9 protein-coding genes and 1 pseudogene are annotated in these 14,215 nt (G+C 70.1%); 7 read left to right on the top strand and 3 right to left on the bottom strand.

The window, feature by feature from the left end; translation table 11 throughout:
- Positions 1–2,530: 2,530 nt before the first annotated feature.
- The gene (locus A4R44_RS51635) at positions 2,531–3,445 is read left to right on the top strand and encodes a hypothetical protein (RefSeq protein ID WP_232792077.1); all 915 of its coding nucleotides are present in this window, start codon (positions 2,531–2,533) and stop codon (positions 3,443–3,445) included.
- A gap of 153 nt (positions 3,446–3,598) precedes the next feature.
- Here the strand turns inward: A4R44_RS51635 and A4R44_RS44875 are convergent, their stop codons facing one another.
- The 3 genes from A4R44_RS44875 to A4R44_RS44865 all read right to left on the bottom strand — a co-directional run bounded on the left by A4R44_RS44875 (position 3,599) and on the right by A4R44_RS44865 (position 7,547).
- Positions 3,599–4,336, bottom strand: a complete 738-nt coding sequence (locus tag A4R44_RS44875; RefSeq protein ID WP_067595720.1) for a 5-formyltetrahydrofolate cyclo-ligase — start codon at positions 4,334–4,336, stop codon at positions 3,599–3,601.
- A 17-nt stretch (positions 4,337–4,353) separates the two neighbouring features.
- Positions 4,354–5,508 carry a helix-turn-helix transcriptional regulator gene (locus A4R44_RS44870; RefSeq protein ID WP_157905174.1) on the bottom strand — a complete coding sequence of 385 codons (1,155 nt, stop codon included), beginning with the start codon at positions 5,506–5,508 and terminating at the stop codon, positions 4,354–4,356.
- An 842-nt stretch (positions 5,509–6,350) separates the two neighbouring features.
- Complete coding sequence (locus A4R44_RS44865; RefSeq protein WP_067595716.1) at positions 6,351–7,547, bottom strand: helix-turn-helix domain-containing protein; 1,197 nt, start codon at positions 7,545–7,547, stop codon at positions 6,351–6,353.
- 114 nt (positions 7,548–7,661) lie between these two features.
- Here A4R44_RS44865 and A4R44_RS44860 point away from each other — a divergent pair, with 114 nt between their 5' ends.
- The 6 genes and pseudogenes from A4R44_RS44860 to A4R44_RS49810 all read left to right on the top strand — a co-directional run.
- A complete protein-coding gene (locus A4R44_RS44860; RefSeq protein ID WP_067595714.1) occupies positions 7,662–7,958 on the top strand; it encodes a hypothetical protein in 297 nt (98 codons plus the stop codon).
- 250 nt (positions 7,959–8,208) lie between these two features.
- Positions 8,209–9,255: an Imm1 family immunity protein gene (locus A4R44_RS44855; protein ID WP_067595713.1), complete on the top strand. Its 1,047-nt coding sequence runs from the start codon at positions 8,209–8,211 to the stop codon at positions 9,253–9,255.
- 111 nt (positions 9,256–9,366) lie between these two features.
- Positions 9,367–10,350, top strand: a complete 984-nt coding sequence (locus tag A4R44_RS44850) for an SAM-dependent methyltransferase (protein WP_067595711.1) — start codon at positions 9,367–9,369, stop codon at positions 10,348–10,350.
- Complete coding sequence (locus tag A4R44_RS44845; RefSeq protein ID WP_067595710.1) at positions 10,347–12,284, top strand: ATP-binding protein; 1,938 nt, start codon at positions 10,347–10,349, stop codon at positions 12,282–12,284. The genes A4R44_RS44850 and A4R44_RS44845 overlap by 4 nt, the downstream gene beginning before the upstream one ends.
- Positions 12,285–12,405: 121 nt before the next feature.
- Positions 12,406–13,242 carry an SAM-dependent methyltransferase gene (locus A4R44_RS44840; protein WP_067595708.1) on the top strand — a complete coding sequence of 279 codons (837 nt, stop codon included), beginning with the start codon at positions 12,406–12,408 and terminating at the stop codon, positions 13,240–13,242.
- A 190-nt stretch (positions 13,243–13,432) separates the two neighbouring features.
- Positions 13,433–14,215, top strand: a pseudogene (locus A4R44_RS49810) (hypothetical protein); the annotation flags it as partial.

The following is a 14,215-nucleotide window of genomic DNA, read 5'->3' as shown; positions in this document are numbered from 1 at the left end:
CTCCACTCACGATCGCGGCTTGACTTCTAAGAACCTGAGATGTCTTTCTTGGTCGGAGGGGCTGCTGGGCGTTCCGGGTTGGTCCGCCGGCCGCGGCGGCTCCTCAGGAGGTTGCGCAGCCGCCTGCGGCAAGTCCCCCGTCAAGGTTCCGGCTCTCCCTGGATCGTCGTCGGCGAGCTGCGACCGAGCGGCGAACGGCTGAGTCGGAATGAGCGCCGGGTCAGATTTCGGTGCCGCCGAGGGAGGTGGCGTGTCCGCGACTTGTGGTCCCGCGGATCCGGACGCTCGCTCAGCGGCCTGCGATTGCGGGAACGCCACACACCTGCCGGACGGGGATCCCCGCAGCGCGGACCCGCCGCCCGCCGGTTCCTTCGGTGCGCCCGGCCGACGCAGACGCCCAGCCGACGGCGGGGCTTCCGGCCGGATGCCCGCGACTGCTTCCACCGGCCTCGGCGTGCTCGCAGTCGGCACCGGATTGCGGCGGTCTCCAGCACGCGCCCGGGGAACCGCGGCCCGGGCAGGCTCCCCTGCGACCTCGCGACCTGGTAATTGCGGACCACCGTCGTCGTGCAGCATGTCCGGCGTGACCCGAGGCGTCATCAACGGGGTGTGCGCCGCGTCGACGTTCGGAACCGCGGATTCCCGCGCGACCGGATAGCGCGCCAGCGGATCCTTCCTGGTCGACGCGCGCGCCCGGAGCAGGCCGAAAATCCCGGGCAGTCCTGCCAAGCCCACCAGTCCCCACCAGGCAGTCATGGCGCTCCTCGCTTCCCTCGCGTCAACCGGTCCGCGTTGGAATAACCGGTCGACGCGAGGACAACCGCGAGACCACCTGGACGTGTGACCCCAGGCCGTGCTTTCCTGAAGGGGCTCCGCGATCAGCGCACCCGCTTCCTGCCCGTCAGGCGCTCCCGCGCCTCCCCCGATCCGCACACCTCGGCAACCGTCCGAGCCATCGTCCCGGACGAACCGGTTGGCGTTCGACAACCCGGAGATCTCGTTCCAGGACGCCGACCACTGGACCATCCCGATCCACCGCCCCAGGGACCGCAGCCCCTTTTCCACCCCGGGACTGCCCCGGCGGCCTGAACGTTTCCGATGCCCGAAAACGCCACCGCGCCGTCCTCGAAGCGACGCGTCCGGCTCATCTGGCCGGGCTCGGCTCGCCGCCGCGCCCCAGTGCTGACAGGTGCCGCGAGCGGTCTGCGGACACTCCAGTCGCGCCGAGGCCTGTCGGAAGCTGGGCAGGCTCATCGCGTCGCCTGTGCCGGTGGCTGCAGACCCGCGTATGGGCTTACGCGGGGTTCCGGAACCCTGCGGACGGCGGCGTCCTCCGCCTTCGGGATCGCCGCTGTGATCTCTTCGGCCAGGCGGCGATGTTCTTCCCGCCCTGTCTTCTGGATCGCGGTCTGCCCCTCGTGGTCCTGGTGTGCCTTTGGGTTCCCTTGCCGCTCCAGACGTGCCTCGGTGTCGTGCCCGGTCGGCCGCCCACGCGGGGCCGGGATCGGTCACCGCGGCCACATCGAGACCAGCGCCAGGAACAGGAGCAGACAGCACAGGGTGATGGCGGTGGGGCGGCCTGCTCGAACCGCTTCGCAATGCGTCGCTGCGTCGTTCATGCCTTGCGCGCCTTACTCCTCGGGCTTCGCCTCCTCCCGACTGCATCCCGTCGCCAGGAGCACGCCAGGCACTGGCTACAGCCGCAGTCCGCCCGGCTAGGTCTGCGCCGGGCGAGCTCTCCGCTCACTCCCCGACCGGCGGGTATGCGGTGGGAGGGCATCGGTGAGGCAGTACGTCCGAGACGAGCGACCGCGCCGGTCCGCCGGAGGTGCATCCTCAACTTTGACACCCGAGGACGCCCCAGCCAGCAGACCGGGAAGAACCGGAAAGAGCGGGATCCGTTTACGGTAACGTGACGACCCCTGGTTGCGGCGGAGGGGAGCCGGGCATGGGACAACGCCGAGAAGGGTTGGTACGTGCGCGCAAAGCGGCCTGCCTGACCCAGGAAGAACTGGCCGTCCTGCTTCCGGCGGATGTGAAGAGCATCCGAAACTGGGAAGCAGGACGCTCCGAACCTCAGCCGTACCGACGAGCCAGATACGCCGAACTTCTCCGCGTCCGCCTAGCCCGGCTCGAGGAGCTGCTACAGGAACGGGCCGTCGCGACGAGCACGACCGGCGCACCTTCGCTCGACGCAGAAACCGGCACTGAGTCAAACACTGGCAGCGCCGCCGAACCCGCTTACGACGCTTCTCTTCGACATACGCTGACCACGCCGTCCGCTTCGAACGCGACCGACCCGGCTGACGTACGGCGAATCCAGCAGGAATGGCTCCGCGTGCGACAAGCGCCAGGGGTACGAGGCCGCGAGCTCACCGAACTCGCAGCGTGGCTCTACCCCGAATCGCAACGGGCGCCCGGCGGACATGTGCTCGCCGGGCCCGGCTGGCTGCTCGATCAGCCAGTTCCTTTGGACTCGGTACGGCTGGCGTGGTCCGACTGGCACCAACCGGCGCCCCCTTGGGGATCGTTGGAGCACGTCCTGCCGCTGACCGACCGGGGCGAACTGTACGCCGGCTACAGCCGCGCGGTGCGTGATCTCGTTCGTCCTCGGCTGCTGGAGAACCGGCTGAGCTACCGGCTGCTCGGCCTGAGGACCGATGACGGACTGGAACTGACGTTCGGGACCACCAGCTTCTTCGAGGTGTTCGACGTCAAGCAAGCCCTCGCCCACGAGTTCAAGGCCGCGTGGCTGGCCTCCGGCCGTGCCGCGCCCGACTGGGACGCGCTTCCGCTGCGCGCGGCGCTCGGCGATCCCTTCGATCCTCAGCAGCTGCTGATGTCGCCGGGGATCAGCACGCTGACCGTCCGGCGCGACCGGTCCGGGGACGAGCACCGGTTCGTGCTGCACGAACGCGACGGCGGGAAGGTCGCCGACGGCGGCGGGCTGTGCCACGTGATGCCGGCCGGCGAGTTCCAGCCGTCCTCGGTCGACCCGGCCGACATGCGCAACGACTTTTCGTTGTGGCGCAACATCATGCGCGAATTCTCCGAAGAGTTCCTCGGCAACCCCGAACACGACGGCTCCAGGTCCGGACCGATCGACTACGCACAAGAGGAGCCGTTCCGGTCGTTCGATCGAGCACGCGTCGAAGGCGGGCTCCGGCTCTGGCACTACGGCCTGGCGATGGAGCCCTTGGAACTCGGGGCCGTGCAGATGACCGTGGCCGTGGCCGACGATGTCGTGTTCGACCAGCTGTTCGCCGGTCTTGTGGACGCCAACGACGAGGGCCGGGTGGTCGGCCACAGCGGACGAACCGACATGCCGTTTCACGCAGAGGCCATCGACCGGCTCGACCCCAGGTTGTCGGCCAGCGCGCTCACCGTGCTCCGATTGGCCTGGCGTGACCGGGAACTGCTGCTGGACGGTTCGGCCACTCGCTGATCCACACCGGAAAGAGCGGGATCCGTTTACGGGTAACGTGACGACCCCGGTTGTGGCGGAGGGTGCCGGGCATGGCGCACCGCGGCTCCGCGACCCCTGATTCCTCGCAGGGGCCGCCCACGCGTGGCCGTGGGTGCCGTTCGCGTGCTTCGGTCAGGTCTTCTCCTCGGATCGATCGTCCGGGTATTGCGCCTCAGCGTGCGCGGACAGTGCCGGGATGGCCCGGATTTTCTCTCTGCTCAGATGGTTCCACACAATCCCGGCCGGCCTGGTGCGCGCTTCGCAGTAGATGACCTGATCTGGCGTCACGATGATGTCGACGCTGAAGTCGTGGTCGGTTTCGGGGAGGTCGGCATCCACGACTTGAAGCTCGTGCACCGTGGTGACGATGGTCGTCCGCGGCCCGATCAGCCCGGCCTCGGTCAGGAGCGCGATCTCCAGGTCCGAGTAGCCGCCGCCTTTTCCTACTCGCGCGCCTCGCCGGTCGACGGCGACGGTGCCGCAGACGACGAGGTCTATCGGCTCCATCCGCCCGGGGCCGACAGTCGGTGCGACGCCTGCGGCGTATTTGCTCCGCGCGGCTTCCACGCCGACTTTCGCCGGGTCGAGCGCGTAGAAGGGATCGGGGCTGGCCATCGCGGGCACGGCCATGTAGACCGTCTTTCCGTCGCGCAACGCCGCCTCACGGACCGGTAGTTGGGCGCGATCCGGGTTGCTCTTCAGTACTCGCGCGTCCCGCCAGACGTCCAGTGCGGCCAAGCGCTGAGCTGCGGCCTCTGCGCCGGTGAACGACGGAATACGCCCGGCAGCACCTTTCGGGTCGACCGCTTCGGCGTCGAGCAGCGCCCAGACGCGCTCGCGGGCAGCGCGTTTCGCTTCGTCGATCTGCATGTCCCTGTTGTACCCGGCTAGGCGCCAGCCATGAGGGCGAACAGCCGTTCGCCTGCCGCCGCGACGGACGATTCCTGACGCCAGGGCCGCAACTCGCGCCCTGCGCTGAACGCGACGTTGAGGCCCCCGCCGCCGCGGGTGACTTCCAACGTGTCGATCGCCTTGTTCAGGGCGTCGACGGCTCCGTCGATCTCGCCCGTGCGCACCCTGGCGAGTGCGAGGTTCCCGAAAACGATGGACTGGGACTTCTTTTTCGAGGTCAACGCATCGGCCGCTGCGATCAAGTGGTGTTCCGCCGGCTCGCGAAGGCCGAGGAACATGTAGCAAGAACCGGTCATGCGATCGATCTTGGACTCCGACAGGTACTCGCCGCCGACCCCAGCGCCGTCCACCTGGCTCAGCTGCCATTGAGCCGCGTCCAGCGCCGACTCGCACGCACGTCGTTGTTTGCGCATGGCGTTCGCCTCGGCGACGTGCAGGAGCGCCAGTCCGCACAATCCCGGGCTGACAGGTTGGGCCAGCGTGGCTGCGCGTTGTGCGAGCATGCGCCCGGCTTCGGGATCTTTGTCGAAACTGTAGAGATGCAGGTAGCTGCTCCGCAGCATGGCGTGTGCTTCCGCTTCGAGGTCGCCGCTCTGGTCAGCTGCGTGGATCGCCTGGTCGAAGTAGTTTCGTGGCGTCGCGGAGTCCCGGCGCTGCGAAGCGTCCCACAGCAACTGTCCCATTAACGTCGCTATTTCCGCTTCGATCGAATACAGTTCACGACGAGCTTCTACGGTGAATGCCGCGGCTCGCGCGACGGCGACACTTGCAAGGTGCTTGGTCGCGCGACCAAGCAAGTGCGTGGACGGTGACCTGTCGTAGTCGGCTTCCAGTGCCAAGGTCTCCGCCCGGAATTGGTCGGCGGGTGCTTGGTCGGCTGCGAAGCTGGCTGAGGCTGGTCTCTGGGCAGTTCCCGACGCTGACGCCCGGCGGATGAGTTCCTCGAGTTCCGCCAGCGAAACACGCAGATGTCCGGCGAGTTCATGACGCCGCCTGGGTTGCGGCTTGTTGCGGCCCGATTCCCAGTTCCTGATGCTTTTCACGTCGGCCGGCATCAGAACGGCCAGTTCTTCTTGGGTCAGGCCCGCCGCTTCGCGGGCGCGAGCCATGTCCGATTGACTCTCTTCCACAGGCCGCCTCCCCGCGCCTCCGATGCGCAACATTACCGTAGTTCAACAGAGCGAACGCAACTCACGTTGCCGGTTTTTTGCCGGTTTCTTCCCGGGTGTATTGCCTGGTGAAGCGGCTGAGAGAGCGACATCCTCATCTCCGGTAGGGCAGTTGGCGGTTTCGACGACTGGCTTCTGCCGCGCCAGCCTCGCACCGAAGTCGCGATCGTCCCGGGAAACGGCACTGGTCGGTGGTTTCGGCCAGCCACGCAGTAGAAACAGACGGGAGAAAGGTGTTCGTGGTGTTTGCCCCGCAATCCGGATTAATCGGCATGTCAAATGCGCGCGGCCAGAGCGCCTTACGTTGCGCCACGCAGCCGGGCTGCCGTCAGCACCACCACGAGCAACCTTCGTCGCCATTCCGGCGGTTGCCGCATGATCGCGCTGACGTCGATCGGCCCCACGCGTTCGACGCCCACGGCGGCGCACTGCAGCTCGCGCCCGCTGCCTGCAGCTGCGCCGCCGCGGCCCCCAGTCGTGGCTGTCTGTGTCCGGCGCCGAATGAGGTGCAGTGTCCCCGGGTCGCGGCAAGCCGAGGACCGAGCGCGCCAGCTGGCAGTCGAACTGGTCGTCGGGGAACGGGCCGGATTCCTCGATCAGCAGCCCTTCGGCGTCAACCGCGCCCTGCTGGGTTCCGCGGTATGACCGCCGGCCTGCCGCGGGCGCTCGATGCCTGGCCCACGACCAGTTGCTCGCGCTCCCGGTGGCGCGCGAGCAGCGTAGCCGTCCGCGCGCCGTGTGGCTTCAGGTCTGGCGGGTTGCGGACGGCGTGGCAGCGTCCGGCGGCGGGCTGTCTGAAGGTGTCAGAGGCGGATGCCAGCCCACTGGGCGAATTCCGCGAGAGAGTCGGTTGCGCGGGACTCGGACACGGCGAGCGCTCGTGTGGTCTCTGCGACCGAGGGGTGGCGCCTGGTCGCGTTCGGCGCGACCGCGCGGGCCTTGTTCAGTTCGTCAAGGGTTCGTCCGCGGTCGCCGTGGAGCATCCAGGCTCGGGCCATGTCGATATGGTGGTGACCGATTCTTTCCGGACGGTGCGGGTCGCTCACAGTGACCGAGGATGCTCGCCGGACAGCCTCGGCGCTGTTGTAATTCTCTACCGGCGCGGCGCACCAGTGCACGACGATGTTGGTCGTGCTGGCGTCCACGCCGTAGTACGGGACGGCCGGGGGATGGAACTCTTCCGCGACCGCGCGGGCCTCGCCCAGGTAGTCGTCGGCCTCCGCCGGGTCGCCGGCGCGGGCCGCGAGGATCGCCGCCCGCAGGTCCAGCTGGATCGTCACGGCTCGGTCTTTCGCGCCGGTACCGATGTTGTCGCGGGTGCGGTCGAGCAGGCGCAGACCGCGACGGTAGTCGCCGTGCTGCAGGTAGCGAGTGCTGCGGTGGTACGCGCTGATGGCGATCCGCAGCGAGTCTCCCGTGCGCGGAGCGAGCTGGATGTGCCGTTCGGACGCGATCGCGGCGAGGTCGGCTTGGCGGAAGCGCCCGGCGACGGTCGCCGACATCCGATAGGCGTCGTGAAGGGCTGCGCGCGCCGACTCCCCAGCCCGGCCGGGCTCGTCAGCGAGCACGTACAGATGGTGCAGGAGGTTCGGCAGCTCCGACAGAACATCGGTGTGGTGCAGTGCCAGTATCCGGCCCGAGGCTGCGGCGAGCCGGGCGATGACGGCGTCGAGGGCGAGCGTGCCGCCCTCGGGCCGGGGGTCGTCGTAAGCGTCGAGCGCGCTGCGCAGGTCGGCGATGCCCGCGGATTCCTGGCTCGGCTCGTCCAGTGCTTCGTTGTCACTGGTCCCGTAGAGCGTGGAGACCTTGACTCCCAGAGCCCGCGCCGCACCGGCCACGAAAGCGGGGCTCGGGGGTTTCGTGCCCTGCTCGACCTTCTTGACCAGCGAGGTCGAGAAGGTCATGCGCCGCGCGAGCTGCGGTTGGCTCATGGCCTTCAGTTTGCGCGCAGCTTTGAGCCGGTCGGCGACACTGCCTCCGGGAACGTCGAGGGCGCGCATGCGGTGGCTCCTGCCGTCGGCCGGTGTCCCTTTGGTGTCCCTCCAGCGTAGCAATCACTTTTAGCCTCGACGAGGTCACTATCAGCTACTAGATGTGCGTGGAGGGTGCGGAGCATGACGGCGATCACTGGGGAGTTGCCCGCCGGCCTGGTGAACGAGGCAATTTTCGCCGTGCACCGGTGGAGCGTCGACGGCCTCAACCACCTGTACCCCCGGCACAAGCTCGCCGAACCGGGAGTCGTGGCGCCTCGGTGCTTCGATTACGGCGCCCCGCCCACGTGGTGGGCCGTCTTCCCTGACGAACTGGGCCCGGAGCTCGACGGCACCCGCGACCGCAGCATGGACCACCGGCCGTGCTTCAGCGACGCGGATCCACGGCCCGTCCCCAGGGATCAGGAGTGGCTGCGATGAGCGAGACTGCGGAACTCGGCGAAGCCGAACCCGGCTTGAGGACAATGCGGGCCGGGCACACACGCCCTCGACGACCGCCGGCTCCGAACTGCATCCGTGCCGGCGACGAATTTCGGGCGTCCAGCGCGCTGAAATAAACGAGGGATCTCCAAGCGCCGGTCGTCCATCGCAGATGGAGAACCGCCCACATCGTTCCAGCTAGGCAGAAATCAATCGAATGTCGCATTTTCATCGGCAGGTAAGCGAACAGATGAGCACGACCTCCGTTTTGCCGGAGCCCCTGAGCGCGAGCTTTCCGTTCACGATCAACGTGGCCCGGACCTCGGCCGCTCAGGTGCTGAGCTACCTCGAGCAGGCGGGCGGCGCCGTCGGGGACGGCGCCGGGGGGTGCTGTCTGCTGTACGAGGACTCCTCCGCCGGTGCGCCGTTTCTCCGGATCGGGACGCGAGGCGCCGGGGTCGGCCTGCTGGCCTGGCACGAGGGCGGCCGTGAAGCCTGTCCGGCGGGCGGCGCGGGCGGCTTCTCCCCGGTGCGGTACCGCAGTCCCGCGGGAACGCTTCTCCTCCAGCCCGCCCGATCCGAGACCGATTGGTCCACTGTGGCCAGAGCGGTCCAGGAGTTCTGCGTTACCGGGCAACGCCCGGTCTGCGTGCGATGGGACGACGAGACTCCCGCCCGGCCCGAGAAGTCCGTCGCAGCACAGCGCTGCGACGTTCCCGCCCCGAGCATCGGCGGTCCGCCCCGGGCCGAATCGCTGATCGGCGCGTCGGCGCGGGAGAGCCGCCGTCCCGCCGAAGGCGCCGTGCTGCCCGCGAATGACCGGCCTGTCCCCCAAACTCCCGGCTCCGACTCCGAGCACGAACACGAACAAGGTGAGGACACCGCAATGACCGACCGACCCGGGAACGGCGACCACGACTGGATGCTGGACGGTCTCGCCGGCATTCCCGAGGTTCTGTTCGCCGCCGTGACCGCCGGCGACGGCACTGTTCTCGCCGCGACCGCCGAGCTCGACGCGGTCCAGCGCGAAGCAGCCGCTGCCTGCACCAGCCTCCGGCTCTCGCCGGAACTCTCCTCCGCGCCGCCCCCTGGCGCACCGTCCCGTCCGGTGTTCAGTCCGCAGGCCCGGACCATCCTGTTCGCGCGGGGCATCGGCGCCGGCGAGCACGCCGGCGCGGCGGCGTGCCTGCTGGTCGTCGCGACCGCCGAGGCCGATGTGGACGCCATGGACCGGACGGTCAGCGAGCGCGCCGAGAAAATCGGCGACGCCCTCCGGTCTCCCGGCAGCAGCGCTTGACGGCCTGTCGCCCGGACAGTCCCCGCCTTTCGGTCTCCGCTTTCCCCGCCTGCAGCGGCGTTCCCCGTCGCGAATCCGCGTTTCCCCTCCGCCAGAAAGCGTTCCTGCCCTATGCCCTCGAGCTCGCCGCCCGCGCCGCTGCCCGGTCCCGACCGGGACGACCGGGCCGCTGAACGGTCCGCATCGGACGCCGCGCTGAAAGCCGCGGCAGAACGCTGGAAACGGGCGGAGGAACGACAGGAGCCGCCGGAGCTGTGCTGCCCGAGCCCTGCGCGGATGCGGGAAGTGCTGTTGCGCAGGCCGAACTCGTACTCGATGGAACGGGAATGGTGCCGCCGGGCCGAGCGGGTCATGCCGGGCCTGCCCGACGTTGCCCGGGCCGAGAACGAATTCCTCGCCCGCGCCGTCGCGTTCGCGGCGGAAAACAGGGGCATCGACCGGTTCCTGGTCCTCGGCGACGCGCTGCCCTTCAGCTTCCCGGCCGTCGACCACGTCGTCGCAGCCGGTTCCGGACAGGCGGTGTACGCCGGCGACGACAAGGTCGTGGTCGCGCAGTGGCGTGCACACGACGCGGGGCGCCGGGCGGTGGACGGGGTCGACGGTTCGTTCCTCGTGCCGGGGACGGTGCTGTTCGCGGACGCCGTGCGCGGCTCGCTGGCTCCCGGCGCTCCGGTGTGCCTGCTGCTGACCGGCCTGTTCGAGACGATTCCCGACACCGACGCGGCGGCGACCGCACTGCGCGCCTGCGTCGAGCGGCTCCCCGCGCGGTCGGTGGTGGTCGCGACGCACGCCAGCGTAGACGGCCTCGACCCCGGCGAGCCGGAAGACATGCTGCTGGAACGCAAGATGCGGGAGGTGTGCCGCCTGTACGAATACCATCACCGCCCGCCGCGGTCGCTGCGCACCGCAGCCGGATTCCGCCGCGTTCTCGGCGACCGGCCGGAACTGGCGGCTTCCGTCGTGCCCGCCGTCGAGTGGAACAACCCGGACCGGGCCGCCGGCAGCCGCGCGGAATCGCTGTGCCTGGCCGTCGTCGCCGAGGTCACCGGCACCGGCGCGCTCGGGGCGGCCGGCGGACCGGGAGCGCGGGCGTGAACCGCGGCACCGCGGCGCGCTCCGCCGACCAGCAGCCCGGCGGTCCCGCGCGGGCCGATGCGCCGGCAGCGGCGCCGGTCCAACTGCCGCCGCGTCGGCCGGCCCTCGTCGGGCGGGACGCCGAACTGGCCCGCCTCGAGGACATCCTGCGACGGTGCGACCCGGCCCCGCCGGTGGTCGTGCTCACGGGGATCGGCGGCGTCGGCAAGACCGCGCTGGCACTGGGGTGGCTCTACGGGCGCCTCGACGCGTTCCCCGACGCCGTCCTGTACGCGAGGTTGTCCGCGGACATCGCGGATCCGGCGAGCACGGCGCTGCACGGTTTCCTGCGCGCGCTCGGCGTCCCGGGCCGGGAGATCCCGCCCTCGCCGCACCAGCGGGCCGCGCTGTTCCGGGGGCTGACCGCGGATCTCCGGTTCGCGATCCTGATCGAGGACGCCGCGCGCAGCGAGGACGTCAGCGCGCTGCTGCCGGGCAGCACGGCGGCGTTCGTGCTCGTCACCGCCCGGACCCAGCTGGTCCGGCTCCTCGCCGACGGCGCGGAGGAAATCTCTGTCGACCCGCTGGAGGACGCACCGGCGAGCCAGGTGCTCGCGTTCTACGCGCGCCGCGACGGCCTCGGCCCGGCTGCCGAGCGGCTGCTGGCCGCCTGCGGCGGTCTCCCGCTGGCGCTCGCGGTCACCGGATCGAGGCTGCGCCACCGGCCGTGCCGCGCTCCGGAACGGGAAGTCCGCCGGATCGACGCCCAACCGAAAGGAATCGCCGCGATGGCGGATGCACTCGACAGTTCCTATGCCGCGCTCGACGAGTTCGCGGCCCGCGCGTACCGGGCGTGCGGGTTCCTGCCCGGCCCGCACCTGGATCGGGCCGCGCTCTCCCATACGCTGCAACGCCTGCCCGGCTTCACCGACGACGACCTCGACGACCTCGTCGACGCGCACCTCCTGCGCGACGTCGACGACGACACCGTGGACCAGCACGACGCGGTCCGCCGCCACGCCCGGGCACTGGCGGAACAGGTCGACGACCAGCGCGACCGCGACCGCCTCCTGGACCGCTACACCCGCTGGTACCGCGACCGGACGGTCGCCGCGAGCACCCTCATCCATCCCCATCGGCCGGGTTTCGCCGCCGCCACCGCCGGGATCTTCGCCGACCGCGACGCCGCGCTGGCCTGGTGGACGCGGGACCTGCCGGTCATCAACGCGGTCGCCGACGATGCCGCCGACCGCGGCCGGCACGAGGAACTGTGGCAGATCGCCGAAGCCTCCTGGGGGTATTTCCTGTACCACCGGGACTATCCGCCGTTCCTGCGGCTGTTCACCGCCGGCCTCCGGGCCGCCCGGGCGTGCGGGGAACCGGTGGCCGAGGCCCGGATGCTGCACCAGATCGGCTTCGTCCACCGCAAACTCGGCAACGTCGAGGAAGCCGTCGCCCACGACGAGGCCGCCGCCGTGATCGGCGAGCGCGAGCAGCACGCGCTGACGCTGGCCACCGCGGCGTCGCGCGCGGCCTGGGCCGCCGAGGCTCACGGCGACCCGGAACGCGCACTGGACCTGTACGAAGACAGCGCCGAGAAACACGCCCATGCCGACCGTCCGCGCGGCGTCGGCCTCGCCCGGCTCCGCCGCGGCAACCTGCTGATCACGCTGGGACGCGACCCCGAGGCGCTCACGGAACTGGCCGCCGCGGCCGAGATCATGGTCGAGCAGGACGACCCCGCGCAGCACGCGGAAGTTCTCGTGGCGCTCGCCGGGATCTTCGAACGGCAGGGCGACGACCGCTCGGCCCGCGACCATCTGGCGCGGGCGCGCGAGAACGTGGAACCCCTCCGCTCGCCGCACTTCCAGAACACCGTCGACGACGCACTCGCGGCCCTGGACCGGCGCACCGCCGAAGCCTGCGGCGAGGCTGCCCGGCAGGAGATCCGGTGAACGCGTGGCGCCCCAGCATGCAGTCCTTGTCCCGACGGCGAAAAACGGTGCGCCCCTTGAGGACGTCCCGTTCCGCGTCCGCACCGCACGCCGGGGCGGGCCCCGGGAGGTGCGGCTCGTAATGGACGCAGTCAACGCTCCGCCGGGGGTCAACCCGGACCAGTCGAGCGCCGCCCGCGTGTACGACTATCTGCTGGGCGGCANTTACGAGATCGACCGCCAGGTGGCCAGGGAAGCAGCGCGGGTGATGCCGGGCATCGCGGAAACGGCGCGGGTCAACCGGCATCTGATGACCCGGGTCTGCCGGTTCCTCGCCCACCACGCGGGAATCCGCCAGTTCATCGACTGCGGCTCGGGGATGCCGACCGCGGAGAACGTGCACCAGATCGTGCAGCGCGCGGATTCGGGCACGAAGGTCGTCTACGTCGACTACGACCCGGTGGTGGCCAGCCACGGGCGGGCGATGCTCGACGAGAACGAGTTCACCGAATACATCCAGGCGGATTTCTTCGACCCGCCGAGCATTCTCGACCACCCGACGGTCAACTTGCACCTCGACTGGGGCCAGCCGATCGCGGTGCTGTTCCTGCTCGCCCTGCACCACCAGACCGGCGACCGCGAGCTCCCGGGCAAGGTGACGAGGGAATTCATCGACCGGCTCCCGTCCGGTTCCTATGTGGCGATCTCGCACCTGCTCGACCCGCACGACGGCTCCGAGGACGAACGGGTGGTGCAGGGACTGCTCGAGTCGTTCCACAACGGATCGATGAAAGACGTCTCCGCCCGCACCCGCGCCGAGATCAAGGACCTCTTCCACGACCTGGAGCTGATCCCGAGCGGACCGAACAAACCGGCGGAGATCGTGCCGGTGGTCGAGTGGTGGCCCGACGGCCCGCTGCTGGGCGAGCCGACGGTCGCCCAGCGGATCGTCGCGGTCGGCGTCGCACGGAAACCCTGACCGCACAACGTTTCCCGGAACGGACGGCCCGAAAGCGGCGGACCACCCGACGCCACGCTGGCCGAACTCCTCTGGCAAGCAGAGAGTGTCCGGACCTGCGGACGGACCGGCACCGTTCCCCGACCCGTCCGCACGTATCCGGCAACCCTTTCCCCGCACCAAATCCCGTCAAGCGACAGATCAGGTGACCATGCAGACTCCGACAACAGCCCGCGGCCTGGCCGGCCGCGCCGCACGCGCCCTCTCCTGGCTCGCCCCCGTGGTGTCTCCCGCGATGGCCCGCCGGACGCGCGAAGAACTGATCCGGCTGCGCAGCCAGGTCGACGCGAGGCGTCAGACCGACGCGGAAACCGAACGCCTGGCGGACTCCGACACCGCCCTCGTCGACGCGGTGATCGCACAGCTGCGGGCCTACGTGCACGGCGAGCCGCCGCCGTACCTGGGCGACGTCCCCGCCGCCGCGGCAACAGCAGGGACTGTGGCACGGCTACTGGACGACGTGCGGGACCGGGCGGACGCCGCCCGCGAAGGCGCACTGGCACTGGCGACAAGCTGGCAGAACGCGGCCCACCGCATCCAGAAGCTCGCCGAGGACTCGCTCGCGGCCGACCTCGACGACGCCGCCCGCGTGGAGATCGCGTACCGGATCGCGCACCTGAGCGCCCAGCAGGCGCACCGCACGCAATCGCTGGCGGTGCTGCTGGAGGGATGGCTGGGCCAGCAGTGGCAACACCCCCTGTCGCTCGCCGACGTCGTGCGGTCCGCGAAGGGACGCACCGAGGCGTACGAGCGCATCACCGGCCCGGACACCTGCGACACCGCCGTCGTCGCGCACGCGGCCGAACCGGTCATCCACATGGTCGCCGCGCTGCTGGCCAACGCGGCCCAAGCCTCGCCCCCGTCCTCCCCGGTGCCGGTGACGATCACCCCGGTCGACTGCGGGTACGCGATCGAGATCTGCGACGACGGCAAC

This window comes from Amycolatopsis sp. M39, assembly GCF_001651785.1.
GTDB lineage: Bacteria > Actinomycetota > Actinomycetes > Mycobacteriales > Pseudonocardiaceae > Amycolatopsis > Amycolatopsis rubida.
Note: the sequence above shows the minus strand (reverse complement) of the source record. Positions and strands in the feature narration are given on the sequence as shown.